The 26031-nt window shown below is 76.2% G+C and carries 20 protein-coding genes; 9 read left to right on the top strand and 11 right to left on the bottom strand.

Features of this window, described 5'->3' with window-relative positions:
* Positions 1–16: 16 nt before the first annotated feature.
* Both ACZ5GH_RS03290 and ACZ5GH_RS03285 read right to left on the bottom strand, forming a co-directional pair.
* A complete protein-coding gene (locus ACZ5GH_RS03290; protein WP_464333365.1) occupies positions 17–3034 on the bottom strand; it encodes a non-ribosomal peptide synthetase in 3018 nt (1005 codons plus the stop codon).
* 190 nt (positions 3035–3224) lie between these two features.
* Entirely contained in the window at positions 3225–3536 is a 312-nt protein-coding gene (locus ACZ5GH_RS03285; RefSeq protein WP_355269781.1) for a hypothetical protein, read from the bottom strand.
* 371 nt (positions 3537–3907) lie between these two features.
* Between ACZ5GH_RS03285 and ACZ5GH_RS03280 the strand changes: the two genes are divergently transcribed.
* From ACZ5GH_RS03280 to ACZ5GH_RS03250, 7 genes are all read left to right on the top strand, one after another.
* Entirely contained in the window at positions 3908–5140 is a 1233-nt protein-coding gene (locus tag ACZ5GH_RS03280; protein ID WP_387747524.1) for a GNAT family N-acetyltransferase, read from the top strand.
* Between the two features lie 165 nt (positions 5141–5305).
* Positions 5306–6541 (top strand): DegT/DnrJ/EryC1/StrS family aminotransferase, encoded by a 1236-nt coding sequence (locus ACZ5GH_RS03275; protein WP_464333364.1) that lies wholly within the window; start codon positions 5306–5308, stop codon positions 6539–6541.
* Positions 6538–7989, top strand: coding sequence for an NAD(P)/FAD-dependent oxidoreductase (locus ACZ5GH_RS03270; RefSeq protein WP_464333363.1), 1452 nt, complete (start codon positions 6538–6540; stop codon positions 7987–7989). Before ACZ5GH_RS03275 ends, ACZ5GH_RS03270 begins: the two co-directional genes overlap by 4 nt.
* Positions 7986–9416 carry an aspartate aminotransferase family protein gene (locus ACZ5GH_RS03265; RefSeq protein WP_464333362.1) on the top strand — a complete coding sequence of 477 codons (1431 nt, stop codon included), beginning with the start codon at positions 7986–7988 and terminating at the stop codon, positions 9414–9416. The genes ACZ5GH_RS03270 and ACZ5GH_RS03265 overlap by 4 nt, the downstream gene beginning before the upstream one ends.
* Positions 9413–9811 (top strand): hypothetical protein, encoded by a 399-nt coding sequence (locus ACZ5GH_RS03260; RefSeq protein ID WP_387747532.1) that lies wholly within the window; start codon positions 9413–9415, stop codon positions 9809–9811. Before ACZ5GH_RS03265 ends, ACZ5GH_RS03260 begins: the two co-directional genes overlap by 4 nt.
* Positions 9808–11289, top strand: coding sequence for a GMC family oxidoreductase N-terminal domain-containing protein (locus ACZ5GH_RS03255; RefSeq protein WP_464333361.1), 1482 nt, complete (start codon positions 9808–9810; stop codon positions 11287–11289). The genes ACZ5GH_RS03260 and ACZ5GH_RS03255 overlap by 4 nt, the downstream gene beginning before the upstream one ends.
* Positions 11286–12812, top strand: coding sequence for a GMC oxidoreductase (locus tag ACZ5GH_RS03250; protein WP_387747535.1), 1527 nt, complete (start codon positions 11286–11288; stop codon positions 12810–12812). Before ACZ5GH_RS03255 ends, ACZ5GH_RS03250 begins: the two co-directional genes overlap by 4 nt.
* 81 nt (positions 12813–12893) lie before the next feature.
* Here ACZ5GH_RS03250 and ACZ5GH_RS03245 read toward each other — a convergent pair whose 3' ends face one another.
* The 5 genes from ACZ5GH_RS03245 to ACZ5GH_RS03225 all read right to left on the bottom strand — a co-directional run bounded on the left by ACZ5GH_RS03245 (position 12894) and on the right by ACZ5GH_RS03225 (position 18988).
* Entirely contained in the window at positions 12894–13415 is a 522-nt protein-coding gene (locus tag ACZ5GH_RS03245) for a pyridoxamine 5'-phosphate oxidase family protein (protein WP_387747537.1), read from the bottom strand.
* A 252-nt stretch (positions 13416–13667) separates the two neighbouring features.
* A complete protein-coding gene (locus tag ACZ5GH_RS03240; protein WP_464333360.1) occupies positions 13668–14975 on the bottom strand; it encodes a hypothetical protein in 1308 nt (435 codons plus the stop codon).
* A 127-nt stretch (positions 14976–15102) separates the two neighbouring features.
* On the bottom strand, positions 15103–16263 hold the full coding sequence (locus tag ACZ5GH_RS03235) for a type III PLP-dependent enzyme domain-containing protein (protein WP_464333359.1): 1161 nt from the start codon (positions 16261–16263) through the stop codon (positions 15103–15105).
* Positions 16264–16440: 177 nt separating this feature from the next.
* The gene (locus ACZ5GH_RS03230; RefSeq protein WP_464333358.1) at positions 16441–17874 is read right to left on the bottom strand and encodes a PfkB family carbohydrate kinase; all 1434 of its coding nucleotides are present in this window, start codon (positions 17872–17874) and stop codon (positions 16441–16443) included.
* Positions 17875–18025: 151 nt separating this feature from the next.
* Entirely contained in the window at positions 18026–18988 is a 963-nt protein-coding gene (locus ACZ5GH_RS03225; protein WP_464333357.1) for a glycosyltransferase, read from the bottom strand.
* A gap of 469 nt (positions 18989–19457) precedes the next feature.
* On the opposite strand from ACZ5GH_RS03225, the gene ACZ5GH_RS03220 reads away from it, so the two are divergent.
* Complete coding sequence (locus ACZ5GH_RS03220; RefSeq protein WP_464333356.1) at positions 19458–20489, top strand: DNA topoisomerase IB; 1032 nt, start codon at positions 19458–19460, stop codon at positions 20487–20489.
* Positions 20490–20656: 167 nt separating this feature from the next.
* Positions 20657–21382, top strand: coding sequence for a glycosyltransferase (locus ACZ5GH_RS03215; RefSeq protein ID WP_464333355.1), 726 nt, complete (start codon positions 20657–20659; stop codon positions 21380–21382).
* Positions 21383–21447: 65 nt separating this feature from the next.
* Here the strand turns inward: ACZ5GH_RS03215 and ACZ5GH_RS03210 are convergent, their stop codons facing one another.
* The 4 genes from ACZ5GH_RS03210 to ACZ5GH_RS03195 all read right to left on the bottom strand — a co-directional run bounded on the left by ACZ5GH_RS03210 (position 21448) and on the right by ACZ5GH_RS03195 (position 25965).
* Entirely contained in the window at positions 21448–22683 is a 1236-nt protein-coding gene (locus ACZ5GH_RS03210) for an MFS transporter (RefSeq protein ID WP_464336789.1), read from the bottom strand.
* Positions 22684–23162: 479 nt separating this feature from the next.
* On the bottom strand, positions 23163–24077 hold the full coding sequence (locus tag ACZ5GH_RS03205) for a glycosyltransferase family 2 protein (RefSeq protein ID WP_464333354.1): 915 nt from the start codon (positions 24075–24077) through the stop codon (positions 23163–23165).
* On the bottom strand, positions 24074–24970 hold the full coding sequence (locus tag ACZ5GH_RS03200; protein WP_464333353.1) for a glycosyltransferase family 2 protein: 897 nt from the start codon (positions 24968–24970) through the stop codon (positions 24074–24076). Before ACZ5GH_RS03200 ends, ACZ5GH_RS03205 begins: the two co-directional genes overlap by 4 nt.
* A complete protein-coding gene (locus ACZ5GH_RS03195) occupies positions 24967–25965 on the bottom strand; it encodes a glycosyltransferase family 9 protein (RefSeq protein WP_387747557.1) in 999 nt (332 codons plus the stop codon). Before ACZ5GH_RS03195 ends, ACZ5GH_RS03200 begins: the two co-directional genes overlap by 4 nt.
* Between the last annotated feature and the right edge of the window lie 66 nt (positions 25966–26031).

Raw genomic sequence — 26031 nt, 5'->3', positions numbered from 1 at the left:
GACCCGCACCGGGAGGTCAGCCCCGGCGGTCCGCGTGGTAGGCGACGTAGCGGTGCAGGCCGTCGGGGTTGGACGGGAGGGCCCGGGCGTCGGCGAGGACGGCGAGCCGGGCGGCCCGGGTGGTGCTGAAGCGGGCGGCGGCGTCCTCGAAGGCCATCGGTGAGCGCTCCGGGCGGGTCGTCGGCACCGGCAGCAGCGCCAGCGCCCCCGCGAGCCGGCGGTCGTCGGGTGCGGCGGCCGCGGCCCGGTGGACGGCCTGCCAGAAGTCCTGGTACTCGACCTTGCGCAGGCCGAAGGCCGATCCGAAGCCGCCGAGCAGGTCGTCGAGCGGCAGCGGCCCGGGGCGCAGCAGGTGGAAGTAGCCGGACCGGCGGTGGGTGACGGCGGCGACCAGCAGCCGCCCGACGTGGTCGACGGGGGTGTAGTCGGTGCTCAGGTCGCTGGTGAAGTAGGCGCCGACCCGCAGGCAGGCCCGGACGAGCAGCTCGACCCGCGAGCCGGGGTTGGGGATGCCGGTGCGGGTGGACGGCATGACCTCGCCGAGCCGGTGCACGGCGACCGCCAGACCGCGGTCCGCGGCGGCCTGGACCAGCTGTTCGGCGGCCCACTTGGACTGCCCGTAGCCGGTGTCCGGGGTGCGTCCGGCCGGGACGGGGCGCTCCGGGACCGGGGTGTCCCCGGCCGGCTCCGCCGGGCAGGCGGCGAGGGTGGAGACGAAGTGCACCATCGCCGGCCGGCCGGTGGCGGCGAGCCGGAGCAGTTCCACGGTGCCGGTCACATTGGTGCGGCGGTGGGCGCGGTAGCCGCGCACCAGGTTGACCATGGCCCCGGCGTGCACGACGGTGTCCACCTGTTCGGCCAGTCGGCGGTGGTCGGCCGGGTCGAGGCCGAGCGCGGGACCGCTCAGGTCGCCGGGGACGGCGTGGATCCGGTGGGCGGTCCGGTCGGACCACAGCCGGTACCGGTGCAGGGCGTCCACCACCCGTCGGCGGGCCGCCTCCGGGCCGTCGGCGCGGACTAGGCAGTGCACGGTCGCGTCGGTCCGTTCCAGCAGGTCGTGCAGCAGTTGGGCGCCGATGAACCCGGTCGCGCCGGTGAGCAGCACGTGCCGCGGCGGCCCGGACGGGGTGCCGGCCGGCCGGATGTCGGCGGGCAGCGTCAGGTCGGTGGCGGGCGTCGCGGTGTTGGTCGGGGCGGCGGGCAGGGCACGGCCGCCGTCGAGCGCGGCGGCCTGGAGCGCGATGGTCGGCGCGTGGACGATGTCCCGGATCGAGAGCGGGGTGTCGAAGCGGGCCGACACCGCGAGGGCGAGCCGCTGGGCGTGGAGCGAGTCGCCCCCGCTGTCGAAGAAGTCGGCGTCCGGGCTGGTGACGGGTTCCGGCAGCAGGGCGTTCCACAGTTCGGCGAGGGCGCGTTCGGTGCTGCTCCCGGTGGCCGTCCAGCCGTCGGGCCCGGTCGGCGAGGGGGACTTCAGGAGTTCCGCGAGGGCCCTGCGGTCCGTCTTCCCGTTGCCGTTCACCGGGACGGCGTCGAGCCTGACGAACCGCTTCGGGACCAGCTCCGCCGGCAGCAGCGCGCGGACGTGCGACCTGAGCTGATGCTTCGTCAGGTCGCCCCGCACGGTGAAGAACGCGGCCAGGTGCTGGCCGCCGCCGTGGTCGCTGACCAGCACCTTGGCCTCGCGCACGGCAGGGTGCGAGGCGACGGCGTGCTCGATCTCGGAGAGCTCGACCCGCACGCCGCCGATCTTCACCTGCTGGTCGCGCCGGCCGTCGAAGTAGAGCAGTCCGTCGGCGCCGTAGTGGCCGAGGTCGCCGGTGCGGTACATCCGCTCCCCGGGCAGTTCGGGGAACGGGTTCGCGACGAAGGCGAGGGCGGTGCGGTCGGGGTCGCCGAGGTAGCCGGTGCCCAGGCAGGCGCCGCCGATGCAGATCTCGCCGACCTCCCCGGTGCGGGCCGGTTCCCCGTGTTCGTCGAGCACGACCGCCCAGGTGTTGTCGATCGGCCGGCCGATCGGCACGGGGGCGGGGTCCTCGGCGGACACCTCGTGGAAGACGGAGCCGATCGAGGCCTCGGTCGGGCCGTAGGTGTTGGTCACCCGCAGCTGAGGGAGGAGCCGCTGCAGGGCGCGCACGCTCTGCGGGGCGATCTCCTCGCCGCCGACCAGCAGCATCCGCAGGCTCGCCAGGCCGTCCACCAACTCCGGCCGGGAGTCGAGCAGTTCGACGAGGGCGGTGAGGATGGTGGGCACGAAGTCGGTCATCGTGACGCGGTGGCGCCCGATCACCTCGACGGTGGCGGTGAGGTCGAGGATGTCGTGGGCGCGGGGGATGACGACCCGGCTGCCGCAGGTGAGCGGCCAGAGCAGCTGCCACAGCGAGGAGTCGAAGGTGTGCCGGCTGTTCTGCAGCACCACGTTCCGCGGGGTCGATCCGAACCGGCGGCCCATGGCGAGCAGCCGGTTCGCCAGGCCGCTGTGCAGGTTGAGGGCGCACTTGGGCGTGCCGGTGGAGCCCGAGGTGTAGAAGCCGTAGGCGAGTTCGTCCGGGCGGGGCGGCGCCGGCACCGGCCGTGCGGGGAGGGCCGGCGCGGGCCCGGAGACCGGATCGACGGCGATGGCCGGCGCGGACCAGCCGTCCGGGGCGGCGCCGGGGGAGAGCAGGACCGCGGCGGGGCGGCACGCGTCGACCATGGCGCGCAGGCGCGGGCCGGGCCACTGCTCGTCCAGCGGGACGAACACGGCGGCGGAGCGCAGCACGGCGAGCATGGCGACCAGCAGTTCGGGCCCGCCGGCCATCACCAGCGGAACGAAGCCGCCCCGGCGCACCCCGGCGTCGGCCAGCCGGCCGGCCAGGGCGTCGACCCGGGCCATCAGCCCGCGGTACGTCAGGGTTCCGCCGGGATGCTCGACCGCGACGGCGTCGGGGGTACGGGCGGCCGCCGCCTCGACGAGGCTCCAGGCGGTGACGTCCGGGTGGTGGGGGACGGTGTCGCCGCGGAACTGGCCCAGCTGCCGCTCGGTCGGGGCTCGCATGGCTCTCCCTTGGTCGCTGAACGAGGACGGGGGACAGGGGCGGGAACGGAGGGCGGGAGGAGGGACGGGAACAGGGCGGGCCCGGGAACGGGCGCGGGCCCGGCGCGACCGGGCCGGCCCGCGGCCGCGGCAGATGCGGCACGGGCCGGCCCGGGAGCGGTTCAGGGCCTCAACGGGACCGGGGCGGGGCTCAGACCTCGGTGGCCACCCAGCTGATGTACCAGCCGTGGCTCACCGCGTAGTCGACCGTCAGCGGACGGCCGTCCTGCCAGCGGACGTAGATCCGGAAGCCCTTCGAGGTGGGGGTGTAGATGGTGTTCCCCCCGGTGGTCGTCCACATCGAGTCGCGGCCGCAGAGGTTCGCGGTGTAGACCGGCGTCTCGCTGAAGTTGCCGGCGGAGGTGTCGACGTCGATGTAGATGCCGGTCCCGTTGTCCTCCTCGACATGCTGCTGCCAGTCGCCCACGGGCGTGTTGCCGGCGATGAACCTGGGGTTGGACATACCTGTCTCCTCGCTGTGATCACACAAACGGGCAGGGGGGTGGATCAGAATGGATCGCTGGCGCACCAGGGATCATCCACCGCAGCGAGTCTGAGTGAATCTTCCATTGATCACAAGAGTGCTTAATGCGAGGAATGGAATTCCGGTTGAGAATACTGATCACGGTGCCGGAGCCGTGAACGGTGGTGCGGTTCCGGCTTCTTGACGCCGCGTGGTTCGATCGTGCTATACCTGTGACTTCTGACGTGATCAGGTCACCGTCGCCCGGGTGTGCTGGTCCACCTGTCTCGGGAAACGCGCCGTCTCATATGCCGGACCGTCATGATCTGAATTCCCGGAGATCTTCTTTGTGTGAGGAGTGCGTGATAGGCATGCCCGAATTCTCTGCCGTCCCGGAGATGTCCGCCGCCGATTCCTGGGACGATCTCGTTCCGGTCGTGGAACTGGCGTACGGGGGCTACGGGCACACCGCGGACTACCACGCCTCGGCGGCGTCGATCTTCGAACCCAAACGATCGCTGGTCGCCCGCATCGGCGGCCGCACCTGCGGAACCTGTGCCGTCTACTCGCTGGAAATGACCCTGCCGGGCGGCCCCCGGGCGGTGGCCGGCCTCGGCTACGTGACCGTCGCGCCCGAGCACCGGCGGCGCGGGGTGATGAGCGGCATGGTGCTGCGCGTCCTGCACACCCTGCACGAGGGCGGCGCCGAGCCGGTGGCGGTCCTCAACACCACCGAGGCCGGGATCTACGGCCGCTTCGGGTTCGGCCTCGCCAGCCAGGCCGCCCAGATCCGGATCCCCCGGCACGCCCGGGAGCTGCGCGACACCGCCGGCGGCGAGCGGACCGTGCGGATCGGCGGGCCGGAGGAGCACTCCGCCGCGATCGCCGCGGTCTACGCCCAGTGCGTCGGGGAACGCCCCGGGACGCTGCGCCGGGACGCGGCCTGGGCCGCCCGGGCCGTGCTGGACCTGCCCGACCACCGCGGCGGGAGCGGACGCCTGCTCTGCCTGGTGGTCGAGGAGCGGGGGGAGCCGTCCGGCTACGCCCTCTACCGGCTGACCGCGGCCTGGGAGCACTCGGTGCCGCGCTACGAGGTGTCGGTGCGCGAGCTGTTCGCGCGCGACCCCGCCTCCGGCGCGGCGCTCTGGCGCGCCCTGCTCGACGTCGACCTGGCCGGCAGCGTGGTCGCCGACCGGCCGGTGGACGACCCGGTGCTCGCCCTGCTCACCGACCCCCGCAGCGCGGCGCCCGTCCTGCGCGACCAGCTGCACGTGCGGCTGGTGGACGTGGACCGGGCGCTGGAGCAGCGCGGCTACGCCGCCGAGGTCGACGTCGTCCTGGACGTCACCGACCCGCTCTGCCCGTGGAACGAGCGGCGGTTCCGGCTGCGCACCGGCCCCGAGGGCGGCGAGTGCCGGCCCACCACCGCGGCGGCCGACCTGGAACTGACCGCCCGGGAGCTGGGAGCGCTGCACCTCGGCGGCACCTCCCTGGTGCAGCTCGCCCGGGCCGGCCTGGTGCGCGAACTGCGCCCGGGCGCGGTCCGGGCCGCCGCCACGGCGTTCCGCCACGATCCGGCGCCGTTCTGCCCCGTCGTCTTCTGACACCCGGCCGCCCGCGCCGGCCGGACCGCCCGCGCACCAGCCGGAGCGCGCCGGCCGGCGTTCCCCGACATCCGTCCGAGTACCGAACCGAGCACCCACCGAGCACCGAACGAACACCGAGCGAGAACCGACCGAGCACCGACCGACGCCCGACCAAGGAGCCTCATGCCTGGTCCCGGATACGCGTACTTCGGCGCCGAGGAGCGCCGCAACCTCCTCGAAGTCGTCGACTCCTGGCTCGCCACCTCCGACGCCCACTCCCGCCCACCCGGCGTGGACGCCCAGGTCCGGGGCCTGGAGCGGGAGCTGTCCGCACGCTTCGCCGGCCCGCACTGCCTGGCCGTCAACAGCGGCACCTCCGCCCTGCTGGCCGCGCTCGCCGCGCTCGGCATCGGCCCGGGCGACGAGGTCATCGTCCCCGGCTACCTCTACGCCGCCTCCGTCTCGGCCGTCGTCTTCGCGGGCGCCACCCCGGTGTTCGCCGAGATCGACGAGTCGCTGACCCTCGACCCGGCCGACGTCCTGGCCCGGATCACGCCGCGCACCAAGGCCGTCATGCCCATCCACATGCTCGGCGCGCCCTGCGACCTGGCCGCCCTCGGGCAGATCGCCGACGACCACGGGCTGTTCCTGCTGGAGGACGCCGCCCAGGCCTGCGGGGCGACCTACCGGGGCCGTCCGGTCGGCACCTTCGGCCAGGCCGGCGCCTTCTCCACCAACATCTTCAAGGTGATCACCGGCGGCGACGGCGGCTTCCTGCTCACCCCCGACGAGCGCCTCTTCCAGCGCGCCTACTCCTTCCACCACCACGGCTGGTTCCCCTACGGGGAGGAGACCGGCGACGGGGACCAGCTCTTCGGCCTCAACCTGCGGATGAACGCCTTCACCGCGGCCGTCGTCCGCGCCCAACTCGCCCGGCTGGACGCCATCCTGGACCACAACCGCACGCTGGCCCGGGCGCTGGCCGCGGCGATCCCGGCCCGCGACGGCCTGCGCCCGCGCCTGCTGCACGACGCCGACGGCGACTGCGCGACCCTGCTGGTCTACCTCTTCGACGACGCGGCGAGCGCCGACGCGGTGGCCAAGGAACTCGGCACCCGTACGCTGCTCCACTCGCCCAAGCACTACTACGGCGGCCTGCCCGAACTCACCGCCCTGATGGCCGGCGACGCCCGGCCGAGCCCGTTCCGGCGGCCGCCCGACACGGCGCGGCACGACTACCGGGCCGGCGCGCTGCCGAGGACGGACGACGTCCTGGCCCGCTCGCTGGCGCTGACCGTCGGGCTCACCGACACCTACCTGGGCGCCGACTTCGGACTGACCGCGCGCAGCACCCCGGCCGACGTCGACGCGGTCGCCGAGCGGTTCCGCACCGCCGTGGCGGGAGTGCTGGGCCGGTGACCGCCGCCGACCCGGCCGGCCGCGGCGGCCGGCCGCACGCCGCCGACCCGGTGCCCGGTGCCGGCCCGGGTGCCGACGACGCCGACGTGATCGTGGTCGGCGCCGGCTTCACCGGCCTGGCCGCCGCGCACGAACTCGCCCTGGCGGGCCTGCGCTGCCGGGTCGTCGAGTCGGCCGACCGGATCGGCGGCCTCGCCGCGACCTTCCCGGTCGGCGGCCGGCAGCTGGAGCGGTTCTACCACCACTGGTTCGACTCCGACCACGAGATCTTCCGGCTCTGCGCCGAACTCGGCTGCGCGGACCTGATCGAACGCCGCCCCACCCGCACCGGCGTCTACCACGCCAACTCGGTGTACCGCCTCTCCAGCCCGCTCGACGTGCTGCGCTTCGCCCCGCTGCCCCCGGTCGACCGGCTACGGCTCGGCCTGTCGGCCGTACGGGCCGGCCGGGTGCGGCACTGGCGGGAACTGGAGGCGCTCACCGCCGAGCAGTGGCTGGTCCAGCTGGGCGGGCGCCGGGCCTTCGAGGTGGTCTGGCGCCCCCTGCTGGAGGGCAAGTTCGGCTCCTACGCCTCCCAGGTCGGCGCCACCTGGATGTGGACCAAGCTGCACCTGCGCGGCGGCAGCCGGTCCCGCTCGGGCAAGGAGGTGCTGCACTACCTGCGGGGCGGTTCCGGCGCACTGCTGGAGGCCTGGCGCGACCGGCTCCAGCACCTGGGCGTGGACCTGCGCACCGGCAGCCCGGTCGACGCGGTGCTGGTCGGGGAGCGGGGCGTGACCGGCGTCCGGACGGGCGGGCGCGTCCTGCGCGCCCGGCGGGTCCTGGTGACCACCGCCCCCGGCCCGCTGGCCGGCATGCTCGACGGGGCCGCCGGCGCCCACCCGGCCGTCCCGGCGCTGCTGCGCAGGCTGCGCTCCGTCCCGTACCTGGCCAACCTCTGCCTGGTCCTGGAGAACCGCCGGGCCCTGTCCGACACCTACTGGCTCAACGTCACCGACCCGGCGTTCCCGTACGTCGGCGTCATCGAGCACACCAACCTCGACGCACCGGACCGCTACGGCGGCCGCCACCTCGTCTACCTGTCCAAGTACCTCCCGGTCGACGCCGAGCTGTACCGGATGAGCGACGAGGAGGTCTACCGCCACAGCCTGCCCCACCTGCGCCGGATGTTCCCGCGGTTCCGCGAGGACTGGGTGCACCGCTACCACGTCTGGCGCGCGGAGCACGCCCAGCCGGTGGTCACCCCCGGCTACTCCCGGCGCGTCCCCGAGGTCGAGTGCGCCGTGCCCGGCCTCTACATGTCGAGCATGGCGCAGGTCTTCCCGGAGGACCGCGGCACCAACTACGCCGTACGGCACGGCCGGTCGGCCGGACGGCTGATCGCGGACCGGATCCGCACCCGCCGGCACGCGGGGCTCCGCACGGCACCGACCGAGGAGGCGGTATGAACGACCTGCTGGACATCGCGGCCGCCGAGAACCTGACCGAGGACCAGGTGCACGCGCTCTACCGGAGCTTCGTCAGCCGCAGCCAGGTCTCCCTGGTCGGGGCGTTCGGCTTCGGACACGACCTGGTCGAGAGCGCCGAGGGCTGCTGGATCACCCTGCGCGACGGCCGGCGCGTCCTGGACTTCACCGGCGGGATCGGCGTCCTCAACCACGGCCACAACCACCCGAGGATCCTCGCCGCCCGCCGGAGCTTCGCCGAGCGGCGCCGGATGGAGGTCCACAAGAACTACCTCTCGCCCTACGTCGCGGCCCTCAGCCACAACCTGGCCCGGCTGCTCCCCGGCGACCTCGACGTCAGCTACTTCCCCAACTCCGGTGCGGAGGCGGTCGAAGGCGCCGTCAAGCTCGCCTACAAGTACCACGCGGGCCGCCGCGGCACGGTGCTGCACACCGACATCTCCTTCCACGGCAAACTGCTCGGCGCGGGCAGCCTCACCGCCTCGCCCGAACTCCACTTCGACTACCCGAGGATCCCCGGCACCGACTACTTCGGCTACGGCGACCTCGACTCCTTCGCCCTCGCCCTGGACCGGCACCGGGCGCTCGACGGCGGCAGCGACGTCTACGCGGTGGTGCTGGAGCCGTTCAGCGCCTCCAGCCTGCGCGAGTGCTCGGGGGAGTTCCTGCGCGAGGTCCGCCGGCTGTGCACCGAACGGGACATCGTGCTGGTCTTCGACGAGGTCTACACCGGCTGGGGCCGCACCGGCGCGCTGTTCCACTTCATGCACCACCCAGGGCTGGTCCCCGACGTGGTGACGATGTCCAAGTCCTTCGGCGGCGGCAAGGCGTCCATCGCCGGGTACGTGGCCCGCGGCCCGGTCTTCCGCCGCGCCTACGACAACCTCCAGGACGCCACCCTGCACAGCACCACCTACTACGGCTTCGGCGAGGAGACCGCCACCGCGCTGGAGGCCGTCGCCGTCGCCGTCGAGGACGACTACCCGGGACGCGCCCGCAAGCTCGGCGCCGTCCTGGAGACCGGCCTGCGGGACATCGCCGACCGGCACCCCGCCCTGGTCGCCTCGACCTCCGGGTGCGGCGCCCTGCACGGCGTCTTCCTCAAGGCCGGGCCGGCCTCGCTCGACCGCCTGCTGCCGCTGCTCCCGGCGGCACTCGGACGCGACGCCCGGCTGCGGACCAAACTGATCACCGGCGCGGTGATCGCCGCCCTCTACCGCGACCACGGCGTGCTCACCTTCTTCGGGTCCAACCACGGCCTGCCGCTGGTCGTCGCGCCGCCGCTGGTCGCCGAGGAGGCCGAGGCGCAGACCTTCCTCCGGGCGCTCGACGAGGTGCTCGGACAGGGCGCGGTGCGCCTGCTCGGCCGACTGGCCAGGGAACTGGCCGCCGGGAGGCTCCGCCCGTGACGATCGACCTCCTGCTGCGGATCTGGACGCTGCGCCACCCCGCCCTGGGCGGTCCGGCGGCCCGCGCGGCGGCCCGCGCCCACGTCCTCGGCAGCCTCGCCGAACTGGCCCCGCACTACCGGGCGGGCCTGGCCGTGGCACTGCGGCTGGTGCCGCTCGCGCTCCTGCTGCTGACCGGCCGCCGCCCGGCCGCCGCCCCGCCGGACGCCCTGCTGGCCGGGCTCCGGCGGGTGGAGCGGCTGCCGCTGATCGGGCGGGCGGTGCGCACCGCGGAGACCCTCGCCCTGTACAGCGGGCTGGACGCCGCCGCGGCCACCACCGCCGGGGACGGCCCCGACCTGCGGCCCGCGCGCGTCCCGGCGTCGTGGACCGCCGAACGGATGGCCGCCCGATGAGCCGGCCACCGCGCCCGATCGACTGCGACGCCCTGGTGATCGGCTCCGGCGCCGGCGGCAGCGTCGCCGCCCTCGGCCTGGCCCGGGCCGGACGCGAGACCGTCGTCCTCGAGGAGGGCCCGCGGGTCACGACGGCCGAACTCGCCGCCGCCTCGCCCGCGCAGAACCTCCGCCGCCTCTACCGGCACGCCGGCCTGGCCCCCATCCACGGCCGGCCCGTCATCGCCTTCGGCGAGGGCTGCTGCGTCGGCGGCACCACCGTCGTCAACGGCGGACTGCTCTGGGAACCGCCCGCCGACCTGCTCGACCGCTGGGCCCACCGGGCCGGCACCGACGGCTACCGCCGCACCGACCTGGACGGCCACCTGCGCGAGATCACCCGGCGCCTCGGCGTCGCCGCCCAGCAGCCCGGCGACGGCAACCGCGACTCCCGGCTGCTCGCCGACGGCGCCGACCGGCTCGGCTGGCACTGGGCCGCGGCCCGCCGCGCCGCCCCCGGCTGCTCGCACGCCAACCGCTGCCCGACCGGCTGCCCGTCCGGCGCCAAACAGAGCATGCTGCTCAGCTACCTGCCCGCCGCCGAACGCCACGGCGCGCTGATCCGCCCCCGCACCCGGGTGCTGAGGCTGGGCCACCGCCGCGGGCGCGTCACCGAGGTCCACGCCGTGGGCCCCGACGGCGAACCGGTCGGCTACCGGCCGCGCACCGTGGTGCTCGCCGCCGGCCCGATCGGCACCCCCGCCCTGCTCCAGCGCAGCGGCATCCACCGCCGCCGGGCCGGCCGGCGCACCGCCGTCCACGTCAACCTGAAGGTCGTCGCCCGCTTCCGGGAGCCCCTACGGGCCACCAACGGCACCATCTTCACCGCCCAGCTCCAGCACTTCCAGGACGAGGGACTGCTGGTGATGCCCGCCAACCTCACCCCCGGCGCCCTCGGGGCCGCCCTGGCCGGCCACGACCCGCGGACCGTCAACTCCGTGCTGGCGGACCTCGACCGGGTCGCCCTGTTCACCGCCCAGGTCCGGGTGGACGGACCGGTCACCGTCACCGCCCTGCCCGGCGGCCACACCCTGCTGCGCCACCGGCTCACCGCCGCCGACGCCGCCCGGCTGCGCTCCGCGCTCCACCGCACCGCCCGCCTGCTGCTCGCCGCCGGCGCCACCGAGATCCACCCGCCGTTCCCCGGCCCCCCGCTGCGCTCGGAGGCCGAGGCCCGGCAGTGCGCCGACCGCAGCGCCCTCGCCGACTGGCCGCTGGTCTCCGTCCACGCCATGGCCTCCTGCCCGATGGGCGACCCGGCCCACGGCGGGCTCTGCGACGCCGTCGGACGGCCGTACGGCTTCGACAACCTCCACCTCTGCGACGCCTCGGTGCTCCCGGGCGCGACCGGCATCAGCCCCCAGGGCACCGTGATGGCCTTCGCCCACGAGATCACCGAACGGCTGCTCCAGACCACCCGACGGGAGACCACCGGATGACGGACGACCAGGCACCGCACCGGCTCCCCGGTGTCATCGAGCCGGACGGACCGGAGGTCGACTGCGACCTCGCGATCATCGGCTCCGGCATGGGCGGATCCACCCTCGCCCACGCGCTGCGCGCCTCCGGCGCGCGGATCCTCGTCGTCGAACGCGGCGACTTCCTGCCGCGCGAGCAGCAGAACTGGTCCCCGGAGGCGGTCTTCGTCCAGGGCCGCTACCGCAACGGCGACCAGTGGCAGGACGCGCAGGGGCGGCCCTTCCAGCCCGGCGTCCACTACTACGTCGGCGGCAACACCAAGGTCTACGGGGCCACCCTCCCGCGCTTCCGCGAGACCGACTTCGGCCCGGTCGCCCACGCCGAGGGCGACTCGCCCGGCTGGCCGATCGACTACGCCGACCTGGAACCCCACTACGGCCGGGCCGAGGACCTCTACCGGGTGCACGGCGCCGGCGGCGAGGACCCCACCGACCCGTGGCGCTCCACCGACTACCCCCACCCGGCCGTCGAACACGAGGGCGCGGTCGTCGACCTCGCCCACCGCCTGCGCGACCAGGGCCTGAACCCCTTCCACCTGCCGACCGGCATCGACCTGCGCGAGGGCGGCGCCTGCGTGCGCTGCGCCACCTGCGACAGCTTCCCCTGCCTGGTCGGCGCCAAGAGCGACGCCGACGTCCGCGCGCTGCGCCCCGCCCTGGCCGGCGGCGACGTCCGGCTGCTGACCCGCACCCTGGTCGGCCGGCTGCACGCCGACGCCACCGGGCGGGTGACCCACGCCATGGCGACCCGGGACGGCAGGGAGCTGACGATCCGGGCCGAGCGCTTCGTGCTCGCCTGCGGCGCCGTCAACACCGCGGCGCTGCTGCTGCGTTCGGGTCTCGCCAACGGCTCGGGCCAGGTCGGGCGCAACTACCTGGTGCACAACAGCACCTTCCTGGTCGCCGCCGACCCCGCCCGCCGCAACCGGGCGGTCTTCCAGAAGACGCTGGGCATCAACGACTGGTACCTCGCCAAGGGCGGCCGCCCCCCGCTGGGCAACGTCCAGATGCTCGGCAAGCTCCAGGAGCCCATGGTGCGCGCGGCCAGCCCGAACGTGCCGGCCGCGGTCCGGCGCTTCGTCACCGGCCGCAGCCTCGACCTCTACCTGACCAGCGAGGACCTGCCGACCCGGGACAACCGCGTCCTGCTGGACGCGGCCGGACGGATCACCGTGCACTGGCGGCCCAACAACCTCGGCGCCCACCGGGAACTGGTCCGGCGCACCACCGGCGCGCTGCGCGCGGCCGGCTACCCGCTGGTGTTCACCCGGCGGATGGGCATCGAGACCAACTCCCACCAGTGCGGCACCGCCGTGATGGGGACCGACCCGGCCACCAGCGTGGTCGACCCGGCCGGGCGCACCCACGAGCACGACAACCTCTGGGTGGCGGACGCCTCGGTGTTCTGCTCGTCGGCGGCGGTCAACCCGGCCCTGACCATCGCCGCCAACGCCTTCCGGATCGCCAAGGGAGTGCTGGCCTGACGCCGCCTCACCCCGCAACCCCGACGGCGGTGCCGTCCTCGTCCAGGACGAGGACGGCACCGCCGTCCGCCGCTCGGGGGCTCAGTCGGCGAGCTGCTTGGTGCTGAACGGGATGACGACGCGGTAGTTGACCTCGTCGCCGTGGACCGGGTGGCCGGCCGGGGAGAGCATCGAGTAGGCGGTGACCTGCGCGCGGTAGATCCGGACCGGGGAGTCCCCGGCGAAGTCCTGCGGCGGGCGGGCCCGACGGGCCCGCGCCGCCTCGTCCGGGTAGCGCCGCCGGTAGTACAGCTCGCAGCCCTCGACCAGGTCCGCACCTTCCAGGACCTCGGCCCGCGCGAGCGCGTAGAGCGCGTCGCCGCCCCCGCCGGCCGGGTTGGAGTCGTAGACCGTCAGCGAGACCACCGGGTTGGCCGCGATGTTCCGGGAGTGGAGGGTGTCCAGCCCCGAGATCCAGTAGAACCGGTCCTCGTCGTCCCAGGCGTGGGCCAGCGCGGACACCCACGGGACGGCCTGCGGCGAGGCGGTGCCGAGCGTCAGGTAGCGGGTGGAGCGGAGGATCTCGCGTGCGGAGGTGCAGAGGTCGTCGTCCGAGCTGGGCACAGTGCCTCCGGTTCGGTGAGCTTGGGCTGCTGCCACGGGTTCGCACGGGCAAGGCGGGCGGATCGACCGCTCCGCCGGGCGTCCTGCGGCCGGGCGCCGGGACGCCGGTTCTTCGCGTCCTCACTCTACCGAGGCCCGGCGCGGCCCAGAAGAGGGCCGCGACCGGTAGGGCCGGCCGCGCCGAAGCGGCGGCGCGGCGCCCGGCGCGGTACGAACGGTCGGCGAGCGGGAGGACTTCCGTCCGCCCGCGCCTCAGAGGTAGAGCGGGTGGAGGCCGCCGGTGAGGCCGATGTTCAGGCGGGCGTCGTGGCCGGTGCGGACGAAGGCGGAGACCAGGCGGCCGTCGACGGCGCCGACGGCCACGTCGTGGTGGGCGGTGGATCCGTCGGCGCCGCCGCGCAGCCGCGGGCTGGGCAGGTGCTCCTGGACCAGCCAGCCCTCGGCGGTGGCGAGGGCGACGGCGTCCGCCCAGGCGGCGGCGTCGGTGTCCGGGCCGACGACCACGCCGTGGCCGTTGCTGCCCAGCGGGCGTTTGAGGACGTAGTGCCCGCGGTCGCGGGCGATCCGGCGGACGGTCGGGCCGTCGCAGAGGGCGAGGTTGCGCGACCACGGGACGGCCGGCTGGACGAGCCGGTGGTCGGCCGGGTCGAAGAGGTCGGCGAAGCGGGGGTCGGACAGGACGGCGAGGCAGAGCTTGTTGTCGCCGAGGAGCCGGGCGCGCAGGCCGTTCTGCACGAACAGGGCGCGCTCGCGCACGGCCCGCAGGTACGGGCCGAGGTCGCCGAAGAGGTGCTGGAGGTCCCGCAGGGGGATCTTGGCGTAGGCGTGCCGGAGGCGCTCGCCGCGCAGGGTGGCGCCGCCGTCCGGGCCGGTGCGCAGCTCGCGCGGGTCGGCGTGCAGGACGCGGACGCCGAGGGCGCGCAGGCCGTCCTCGTAGGACCGGACGGCGTTGCGGCCGCCGCGGTCCGGACGCAGCAGCGCGACGGTGTCCGGTCGGCGGCCGGTCTCCCGTTCGGCGAGGTCGAGCAACCACCGGCCGGTCCAGTCGGCGTCGTCGGCGGGCAGCGGGCGGGGCAGGTCGATCCCGTGCCGGGTGAGCAGCGGCCGCCAGGCGGCCCGGGCCCGGCCGACCACGGCCAGCCCGCCCGGCCCGTTGGCGTTGGTCTCCAACACACCCCAGCGGCCGTCGGGTTGGGGCAGCAGGTCGAGCCGCAGCAGGTGCACCCGGGTGTCGCGGGCGGCCGCCGCCAGGGCACCGAGCGGCTCCGGGACGGTGAGGACCCGGCGCAGCCGCGGATCGTGCTCCCAGGCGGTCACGACGGCTTCGAGCATCCGGGTGCAGGCGGCGACGAGGGCCTCCGACTCCGCGCGCAGGCCCGGCCGCAGCCGCAGCGGCAGGCCGAGCGGCCGTGCCTTCCCCAGCGCCGGGTCGCCCACGGTGTGCGACTCGGCCAGCGCCCGGCCCTCCGCCGTCGCGCCGATCGCGGCGACCTGCCGGGTGAACGCCTCGTCCACCCCCGCCCAGCTCCCGCCGTCGGCGGTCCTGGTGTCGTCAGCCATGGGAACCATCACGTCCTCAACCCGTCGAGAGCCCGAACGGTGACCGAAGGTAGCCATTCGCTCACCCGGCCTCAAGGGGGCGCGCGGTCAAGGCAGTCGGCGCCCGGCGGGTTCCGGCCAGGCCCGTTCACCGGATGGTGTCGCCGCGCTCCCGCACGACCGTCCAGCCGTCGCCGTCCAGCGCGTGGACGGGCGGCCGGGGCCGCACCCACAGGTGGGCGAACGGCTGGTCGTAGCCGCCGGCGCCGCCGATCACCACCACGTCGCCCGGCGCCGCCCCGGCCGGCCCGGCGACGTCGTCCGCGAACACGTCGCCCTCGTAGCAGTTGGCGCCGAGCAGCCGGTAGCGGCCGCCGAGGTCGCCCGGCGCGGCGGGGAACTCGATCGGGTGCGCCCGGCTCTTCACCGTACGGGCCAGGTTGGTGCCCCCGTCCAGCACCAGGAGTTCGCGCCCGTCCCGGGACTTGCGCACCGCCACCCGGCAGACCAGCGCGCCGTGCTCCTCCACGAGGGAGCGCCCCGGCTCGATCAGCAGGTCCAGCTCCTCCGGGCGCAGCCCCGCCTCGCGGCACCCGGCCGCCACGGCCGCCGCGTACACCTCCCACTCGCGTCCGGGCACTCCGCGGGGCGGGAAACCGCCGCCGACGTCGACCGTCAACCGGCCCCCGGCCGCCTTCGCCAGGTCCCGCAGCGTCTCCGCCCAGAACACCAGCGCCTCGCGGTACGCGTCCGGCCCGGAGAGCGTCCCGACCCCGGCGTGCACCCCCCACACCGGCCGGTCGGCCCGGTCCAGCAGCTCCCGGGCCCGTGCCACCTCGTCCGGCACCAGCCCGAACCGCGACCACTCGCCGTCGCCGCCCCGGGTGGCGAGCCGCAGGCCCACCGGCGGGGGCCCGTCGGGCAGCGCGAGCAGGTCGTCCAGCTCGGTCAGCGAGTCGACCTGCACGGGCACCCCGAGCCGGGCCGCCAGGGCGAGTTCCGCCGGGCTCTTCACCGGCCCGTCGAAGACGATCCGCCCGGGTGCGAAGCCGTCGGACAGGGCCAGGGACAGCTCCGCGCCCGACACCACCTCCGCCGTCCCGCCGAGCGCCGCCAGCCGCCGGGTCGCCGCCGCCAGCGGGTTGGTCTTGTACGAGTACGCCACCGTCAGGTTCGGGAACTCCCGTCGCCAGACCCGCTCCATCTCCCGGTAGCCGGCGCCGAGTCGCTCCAGGTCGAACAGGTAGAACGGCGTCGCGCAGCGCTCCGCCACCTCCAGCGCCCCAGCCCGCAGACGATCGTTCAGCACGGTGCACCCACCCTCCGGCACGGTTCGTACGGCCGTGAAGCACGATAGGCGAGCGCCATCGGGTTGTCAGTGCCACCTCAAGGGGGTCGCGGGGTGGTGAGCGGCCTACACCTTCTGCGGGCCGCAACTCCCGTTGCCCGCCCGGTGCCGCATGCTCCGTCGCCGTGCCCCCGGCGGTCAGGGACTGCCGCCGTGCGCGGTGGCGGCCCGCCGGGCGAGGGAGGTGGTGGAGTGCCCGTCGAGGTAGGGCAGGACGACGGCGTGGCCGTCCCAGCCGCGCAGGACGGCCCGTTCGGGCAGCGTCTCGGCGGTGTAGTCGCCGCCCTTGACCCACAGGTGGGGCCGCAGCCGCCCGAGCACGCGGTCCGGGGTGTCCTCGTCGAAGACCTCCACCGCGTCGACGCAGCCGAGGCCGGCCAGCACCCGGGCCCGGTTCTCGGCGGCGTTGATCGGCCGTCCGGGGCCCTTGAGCCGCCGGACGGAGGCGTCGGAGTTGAGGCACACGATCAGGCAGTCGCCGAGCCGCCGGGCGGACTCCAGCAGGGCCACGTGTCCGGGGTGCAGCAGGTCGAAGCAGCCGCCGGTGGCGACCACCGTGCCGCCCCGCGCGCGGACCGACCGGGCCAGCCGCGCGGCGTCGGACGTGGCCCGGCGGGCCGGGACGCGGTCGGCCGCCGGCTCGTGCTGCCAGAGCGCCGGGTCGCCCACGCCGCCGCGGGCGACGAAGTCCGTGGCCGCCGTGACGCCGCGGTGCACGGCCTCCTCGGGCAGACCGCCGTCGGCGAGCGCGGCGGTCACCGTGGCGGCGAAGCAGTCCCCGGCGCCGCAGGTGTCGCCCGCCGCCTGGTACGGGGCCGGCAGCAGGATCGGGCTGTCCGGGCCGCGGCTGAGCAGGGCGCCGAGCGGCCCGAGGGTCACCGCGACACCGGCGGCCCGCCAGTGGCGGGTGAGCAGGGCGGCCCGGCGGGTGTGCGCGGGAAGGTCCTCGCCCGGGGGCTCGCCGGGTGCGAGCGCGGCGGTGAACAGCCGGGCCTCGGCGGCGTTCGGGGTGGCGAGCCGCACACCGGGCACCGGCGGACCACTGCGGGGGTGCGGGTCCCACACCACCGGGACGCGGTCGGCCACCGCGGCCAGCAGCGCCCGCAACCGGTCGGCCGTGCCCGTGCCGTAGTCGGACACCAGCACCGCCCCGGCAGCCGCGACGGCCTTCCGGACGGCGTCCGTCGGCGCGCCGGGCACGCCGCCGCCCCGGTCGATCCGGACCAGCGGCCGGCCGCCGGTGCGGACCCGGGTCTTGACGGGCAGGTCGCCGTCCAGGGGGAGCCCGGCGAGGACGACCCGGTCCGCGAGCAGCCGCCGTAGCTCGGTCGAGGCCTCGCCGTCGCCGACCGCCGTCACCAGGACGACCTCGCGGCCGCCGCTCGCCGCCAGCCAGGCGGCCAGCGCGGCGCCACCGGGCCGGTGCCGCTCGCCCGTCACGTCCACCACCGGCACGGGCGCGTCGGGGGCGAGCCGGGTCGCCTCCCCGTCGATGTCGCAGTCGAGCAGGCTGTCCCCGACGACGACCAGCGGACCGCGCCGGTCCGTACGCCGTACCGCGACGCCGCTCATGCCGGCCCCCCGGACGGGCGCCGGCCGTCGCCGCCCCCGCGCCCGGCGGCGGCACGGGGCGGCAGCGGACCGGGCCGCGGGCGGGCCGGCGCCGCGACGAAGGCCCCGCGGCCGGGGTGCGGGGCGGGCGTGGTGCTCCTGGGGCCCGGGCTCATCGGGCCACCTCCTCGATCAGCTGCCGCCAGTCGTGCAGGAACCGCTTCAGCCCGTAGCGTTCGAGCGCGGCCCGGCGGGCCTGCCGGCCGTCGGCCTCGGCCGCGGCGGGGTCGTGCAGGTAGCGGCGGGCCGCCTCGGCCAGCTCCGCCGGCCGGGTGGAGAGCACTCCGGCGCCGGGCGGTACCGCCCGCACCACCTCGGTCGTGGCGAGCGCCACCACGGGCAGGCCGAGGTGCATCGCCTCCAGCAGCGACAGCCCCAGGGACGTCCAGCGGACGGGGTGCAGGTACACGCGGCGCCGCGCGAGTTCGGCGTGCAGGCGCGCCTGCGGCAGCTCGTACGTCCGGCAGCGCTCGCGGGCGAGGCCGAGGTGGTCGGCCAAGCCCTCGGTGCGCATGCCGAAGACGTCCAGCGGAGCGGCGTCCGACAGCGCGGGCAGCAGGTCGCAGCCGACGGTGCGCCCGCGCCGGACGGGCTCGTTGACGACCACGGCGGCCCGCTCCAGCTCGCCGGTGTACAGGTGGCCCGGGTCGACGACGCCGTGCTCCACGACGGTGGTCGGGGCCCGCCCGTTGTCCCAGAACAGCCGGTTGAAGTGGGTCACGTGGACGATCGGCACCCGGTCCTGGCCGGCCATCGGATGACGGGTGTCGGGGACGTCCCCGTGCGGGCTGTTGTGCTCCAGGTAGACGGCCGGCACGTCCCGGCCGGGCCGGCGCCCGAGCCAGCGCTCGGCGAGGTCCTGTTCGTGGGGGCGCTGGAGCACCACCAGGTCGACGTCCGTGCCGCGCAGCTCCTCGGGGGAGAGCTCGACGACGGACGACGGCCAGTCGAACGTCCGGGCCCGTCCGAGGCCGTCCGGCCCGCGGTCGGGCAGCACCGGGACGAGGTAGCGGTGCGGCCCCTGGACGAAGGCCGTCGTCCAGGACCCGTGCACGTGCCACAGCAGGATGTTCACGAAGCCTCCTCGGTACGGGGGAGCGGACCGTCGACGGCGCGGGCGACCCCGGGCCCGCCCGGCGCGCCCGGACCGGTGCGGCCCGGAACCGGGCAGGCGGTCCTCCTCACCGGGCGCGGCAGCAGGACCAGCATCGGTGACCGGCCCGCGGGCCCGCGACCGGAGCCGGCGGCGCCGCGTTCCCGGCGACGGCGTCCGACCGGTGTCGCACCGCGCTCCGGCGGCGGCCGCCGGCGCGTCGCGGCCCGCCGCCACTCGGGTGACCCCGGCCCGGTGACCGGCCCTGCGGCGGACGCGGTCGGGCACGGCCCGGCAGAGGCGTCGGCGGCAGCTCCGGCCGACCCTGGAGAGAGCGCGTGGCCGGGCGGATTGCCGCGCGGCCGGACGGGCAAGCGCTCGGTGCAGGCCGACGGACGCGGCAGCGACCCGTCGGCGACGTCGCAGCGGTCAGGGCGGAGGGAGTCGGGACATGCGTCTGAGAACCAGCGATCCGCACGGGCCCGGCTACCGGCGGAGGCGGCACGGTCGTGGCTTCCGCTACCTCGCCGCGGACGGCCGGCCGGTGGGCGAGGAGGAACTCGCCCGCCTCAGGGCCCTCGCGGTGCCGCCCGCCTGGACCGACGTGTGGATCTGTCCGCACGCCGACGGGCACCTGCAAGCCGTGGGCACCGACGCGGCCGGCCGCCGACAGTACCTCTACCACCCGGCCTTCCGGGAGCAGCGCGACCGGGCGAAGCACGAGCACGTCGTGGACGTCGCGGCCTGCCTCCCCAAGCTCCGCGCCGCCGTCGAACGGGACCTGGCCGGACGCGGACTGCGTCGTGAGCGCGTGCTGGCCTGCGGGGCCCGGCTGCTGGACCTCGGCCTCTTCCGCATCGGATCCGACGCCTACACCCGGGACAACGGCTCCTACGGCCTCACCACCGTCCTGCGCTCCCACGTCACCCTGGCGCGCGACGGGGTCCGTTTCGAGTACCCGGCCAAATCCGGCCGACAGCGGTTCGCCGTCCTCGCGGACCCGCCGGCCTGCGCCGCGGTCCGGTCCCTCCTGCGTAGCCGTCACCCGGGCGAGCGGCTCCTGGTCCACCGGCAGGGGCGGGGGTGGCGCGAGGTGCACGGGAGCGACCTCAACGAGTACCTGCGGGAGCTCGGCGGGACGGACATCACCGCCAAGGACTTCCGGACGTGGAACGCCACCGTCCTCGCCGCGGTCGGGCTCGCCGTCTCGCGCCGGGCCGCCGGCACGTCCGAGGCCGCCCGCAAGCGGGCGGTGGGGCGGGTGGTCAGGGAAGTGGCCGACTACCTGGGCAACACCCCCGCCGTCTGCCGGGCCTCCTACATCAACCCGCGGCTGATCGAACTGTTCGACGAAGGCGTGACCATCGCGCCGGCCCTCGACGACCTCGGGATCGACGGCGGACCCGTCGCCACCCACGGACCGGTCGAGGACGCGGTCCGCGCGCTCCTGTCCGAACCGGTGGGTCCGCCGGGCCGGCGATGAGCGCGGCCGCCCGCGTCGGTCAGCGGCCCGAGGGTACGCCGACGTGCCCGACGAACGGCCCGAGGACGGCCCCCACCGCCGGTCGCGGGCCCGCCGCCGACGGGCCGGAACAGCCGGCTGGCGTGCTCGGAAGGGCTGGGCCACACTGACCGGGAGGTGAGGCTCCGATGAGATCGCTGCGCATTTCACTGGTGTCCGAAAGGGTCAGCCCCCTCGCACCGCCCGGCGGCGACGCGGACCCGCTGCGCGCCCACGTCGCGGCCCTCTCCCGGGCCCTCGCCCGCCGCGGCCACCAGGTCACCGTGCACACCAGGCGTGCCGACACCCGCCTCGGCGAGGACGTCCCGCTCTGCCCGGGCGTCCTGGTGCACCACGTGGGCGAGTGCCTGGCCCTCGGCACCTCCGAGGAGGACGTGCTGCGCGGCATGGCGGACTTCGGCGAACGGCTCGCCGACTACTGGATCCACCACCCGCCGACGATCGCCCACGCGCACTTCTGGACCTCCGGGCTCGTCGCCCTGCCCGGCGCCCACTACCTGGGCGTCCCCCTGGTGCAGACCTTCCACGCCCTCGGCGGCAGCGCGGCACGGGGCCGTGACGACGGCCGGGGCGACGGCCGGGGCGTGACCGCGTCCGGCCGGCTCGCCATCGAGACCGCCGTGGGGCGGCAGGCCGACCGGGTCCTCGCGGGCTGCCAGGACGAGTTCGGCGCCCTGCGGGCGATGGGCGTCGCCGAGGAGCGGATCCGGCTCCTCCCGCGGGACGGGGACCGCTCGGTGTCGCGCCGCCCGCCGGCGGCGGCCCGCCACGCCCGCGACCGGGCCGCCGCCTTCACCGAACTGGTCTACCGGGAGGCGCTGGAGACCCGGTCGCCCCGCCGGGAGCACCCGTAGCGGGACGTCCGCAACCGTCCGGCAGCGAGCCGCCGGGCACCGCCGTCCGTCGGGCCGGCCGGCCCTCAGGCCGCGACGGCGATCCGCTCCTCCGCGACGGCGACCCGCCCCTCCGCGGCCGCGGCCGTGACCGGCCCGGCCGATCGGCGTCGCGCGGCGGCGGCTCCGCCCACCGCCCCGCCGACCACCAGCCCGCCGGAAAGCAGCGCGCCCCGGGCCCCCAGCGCCTGGATGGACCCCCCGAGCACGAGCGGTCCGGCGAGGCCCCACACGGTGCTGACACTGCGCCAGGCGCCCAGGACCCGTCCGCGCAGGTGAGCCGGCGGGTCCGTCTGGAGGATCGTCGAGACCGCGGTGTCGCTCAGCGACTCCAGCACGGCCATCGGGACGACCAGCAGCGCGAGGAACAGGACGGTGGGGGAGAGCGCGGCGAAGCACTGGAGCACGCCGCCGGCCGCCGTCACGACGGCCACCAACCGCACGGAGGGGTTGCGCAGCCGTCCGGCCAGCACCGCCCCGGCGGTTCCGCCGACGGCCAGGACGGTGGCGATCACCCCGAACTCCTCCGCTCCGCCGTGCAGGGCGCCGCTGACCAGTGCGGCGAGCGTCAGGCCGTAGTTGCGGCCCAGCACCGAGCCCAGGCCGGTCAGACACGCCAGCGCGACCAGGCGGCGCCTGCTGCAGAAGAAGGCGATGCCGTCCCTGACGCCCTGTCCCGCGGCCGGCGGCGGTGGCGCGTCGGCCGTGACCGCGCCGGCGGCCGGCCGCAGGAACGGGATGACCGCCGCCACCAGGACGAAGGAGACGCCGTTGACCACGTACGCGCTCGCCATCCCGAACAGGGCGACGACGACGCCGGCCGACGCGGTGCCGGCCAGCCGTCCGACGCTGTGCACGACCGAGCCGACCGAGATCGCCGAGGGGACGTCCTCCGGCGGCACGAGGTCGTTGCCCAGGAGGGCGCAGGCCGGGCCCTCGACCGTGGCGACGAGCCCGGTGAGGACGGCCAGCACCATCAGGGCCGGGACACTGAGCGCCCCGAAGGCCACCAGGGCCGCCGTGGCGAAGGCGATCGCGGCCAGCACCGCCTGGCAGGCGGTCGCCGTGAGCTTGCGCGGCCAGCGGTCGACCGCGGCTCCGCCCACGAGTCCGAGCAGCAGGCCGGGGGCGACCTGGAGGGCGAGCGACAGTCCGGTGACGGCGGCCGAGCCGGTCAGCTGGAGGACCAGGAGGTTCTGGACGGTCAGCTGCATCCAGGCGCCGACGTTCGAGACCAGGTTCGCCAGCGACCACCAGCGCATGCCGCGGTGGCGCAGGGAGCGCCACGGGGCGCGCGACCCGGACGGGGCGGTCGGGGGGACGGCGGGACTCGCGGCAGGACGGTCCGGGCCGCTTCGTTGGGCGGGGAGCAGGGTGTTCGGGGTCGCCGGCGACGCCTTGGTGGTGGGCAGCACGTCTCACATCTGGATCAGGTGGGCACGGGGAGGGCTCCGGGCGGACGGTCGCCGGGCGGGAGCCGGGGCGGCTCGGACGCGGGAGCGACGGAGCGGCGCCGTCCATCCTGACCGGTCGCGGCGGGATCCCGAACGACGATCGCGTCACACTGCCGGGGCGCGGAGCCGTCGCACCCGGCTTGACCAGCGGCGTCGCCGCTCGGTGGCGTCTGTCACACCGCGTCGGCCGGGCGGTCGGTCCGGTGCGGTGTGACGCTCCGCGACCGGGCCGGTGCGGCGGGCGCCGCACCGCCGTGGGGGAGCGCCGCCTGCCGTGCGGCGCGGGCTCAACCGACGTAGCGGCGCGCGGTCGACGACCGCTGGGGCTCCTCCAGCAGCCGCAGCGCCTGCTCGACCCGGGCCGGCAGCCGTCGGCGCTCCCGCAGGACCCAGGGCAGGCCGGCGGCGGCCTCGGCGAAGGCGCGGGCGGAGACGGCGTCGCGGGGGACGGTGCGCACCAGGTGGGCGGTGCGCCGCACGACGGTGGCGGGATGCCGCCGGAGCCAGGTCGTCCACAGGGTGTTCCGGATCCCGTGGCGGCGTCGCAGCGTCGGGTCGCGCAGCGGTGACGGCCGGTGGTGGACGGTGAGTTCGGCGGCGTAGACGAGCCACCAGCCCTTCGAGGCGAGGTCGTGGGCGAGGAGCTCCTCCTCGCCGCCCAGCCACAGCCGCGGCGAGAAGCCGCCGGCCGCCCGGAAGGCCGAGAGCCGGACGACGGTGGCTCCGGCCAGGAACGAGCCGAGGGCGGGACCGGGCAGGCCCGGCGGGGCGGGCACGGGGGAGTCGCGCAGTTCGGCCACGATCGGGTCCTCGGCCGGCGGCCGGTCCGGCGCGGCCGGGTCCTCGACCACGATCCGGGCGGTGACGGTGGCGACGTCCGGATGGGCGTCCAGCAGGTCGGCCGCGGCGCTGAGCGAGCCCGGTTCCCACCAGGTGTCGTCATCGCTGAAGGCCAGGTAGGGGCAGTCCAGCTCGCGGGCGGCGAGGTTGCGACCGCAGGCGCCGAGGTTGCGGCCGGGGGTGAGCAGGCGGACCCCGGGATGCAGCCTGCGGACGGCGTCCGCACTGCCGTCGGCGGAGGCGTTGTCCACGACGACGACGGGCGGCCGCTCGGGCAGCAGGGCGAGCCGGCCGAGGGTGTGGAGGAGCTCGTCGCGGCGGTTGTGCGTGATGACGGCGACGGCGACGCGCTGGTCGGTCATCGGGCCGTCCCGTCGATCACGCCGGCTTCCTCCAGACAGGCCACGGACTGCTCCACCTCCGGAGGGAGGGGCCTGCGCAGGGCGAGTGCCACGGGGATCCTGGGGAGCGCTCCGACCAGGGCCCGGGCGGCCTGGGGACTCCCCGCGGCCTCCCGCAGCAGGCCGGCGCTCTGCCGGGCCACGTGGGGCCACGGCCGGCGCAGCCAGCAGGTGAGCAGTTCGTTGCGGCGCATCCGCGCGACCCGTCCGGGCCGCGGGCCCGGGTCCGGGTGGTGGTGGGCGACGACCTGCGGGCAGTGGGCGACTCCCCAGCCCGCCGCGGCCAGGTCGAGGGCCAGCAGGGCCTCCTCCCCGCCGAAGTGCAGCACCGGGTGGAACCCTCCCACCTGCAGGAACGCGCTCCGGCGGACGACGCTCGCGCAGGCGAGGAAGCCCAGGACGGAAGGCCCCGGCAGATCGGGAGCCACCCCGAGCGGGGACGCGGCGAGCCGGTCGTCGATGGGGTCGGCCCGACCGCCGGGCCCGACCCGGGTGGCCGCCGCGAGCAGCCCGAGCCGCTCGTGCCGGTCGAACAGCCCGGCCGCGAGGGACAGCGCCCCGGGCCGCCACCACGAGTCGTCGTCACTGAAGGCGACGTAGGGGGTGCCGAGCTGCTCGACTCCGACGTTCCGGGCGACCGCGCCCCGGTTGCGGCGCAGGACGTGCACCGCCACGGCGGGGTGGCGCTCGCGTACGGCGGCGGCCGTGCCGTCGGTGGAGGCGTTGTCCAGGACGACGACGGGCGGGGCCTCGGGCAGGCTCCGGAGCCGGTCGAGGGTGTGCAGCAGGCGTTCCCGGCGGTTGCGCGTGATGACCACGACGCCGACGCGGGGTGCGGGGTGCGGGCTCGTCATCGGTCGCCGTCACCTCCTTCCTGCGCCCGGGCGGGGAGGGCCCTCAGTTCGGACAGGACGTCGTCCGGACCGATCCGCAGCAGCCGTGGGTCGGGGGACTCGCCGTGCGCGTCGCCGGGCCGGTCGCCGTCGAGGCGCTCGGGCCGCCACAGGATCCGGTGGCGCTCGTCGGCGGGCGGTCCCCAGAGGCGGGGCGACACCGGGCCGAAGAGGGTGACCGAGGCGGTGCCGAGGGCCGTGGCGAGATGGGAGAGGCCGGTGTCCCCGGCGACCACGGCGCCCGCCTCGGCGACCAGCGCCGCCAGGGTCTCGAACGGCACGTCCGCGGCCCCGCCGAGGACCGATCCCGCGGGCAGGCCGGCGAGGGCGGCCACCTCCCGGGCGAGCTCCGCCTCGCCCGCGCCGGCGGTGACGACCACCGGCCGGCCGGAGCGGCGCAGCTCGCGGGCCACCGCGGCGAAGCGGGCGGCGGGCCACCGGCGGGCCCCCGCGTCGGCGCCCGGGTGCAGCACCACCGCGCCAGGAGCGGGGGAACGAACCGCCGGCCGTCGGATCAGCAGGTCGGCGGGGTCCGCGGGGATGCCGTGGGAGCGCAGCAGACGGCACCAGCGGTCCCGTTCGTGTTCGTCCGCGCGCCACCCGGCGCCGCCGGCCCCCCGTGCCGCGTACCCGATGAGCCGCCGCGGCTCCAGGGCCCGCAGGAGTCCGAGGCTCTCCTCGCCGCAGCCGTGCAGGTCGACCGCCAGTGCCGGCGCCGGCCCGTCCCAGCGCAGGTCGCCCGGCACCTCGCGCCCGGCGGCGTCGGTGGCCAGCAGCCGGTCGACGCAGCCGGTGGCCGCCACCGCCGGGGCCAGGCGGCCGGGCGCCGCCAGGACCAGTTCGTGGCCGGGGTGGTGGCGGCGCAGCGCGCGCAGGGCCGGGATCCCGGTGAGCAGGTCGCCGAGGCCCAGCGCGCGCAGGACGAGCAGCCGCGGCCGGCCGTCGGCCGCGCTCACGGGCCCGCCCCCGCGGAGCCCGGCCCGCCGGTGCCGACGGCGCCGACACCGGCGGCCCGCTCCGCC

Source organism: Kitasatospora sp. Xyl93, from assembly GCF_055383135.1.
The sequence above is the reverse complement of the archived record's forward strand: the minus strand, read 5'-3'. Positions and strand labels throughout refer to the sequence as shown.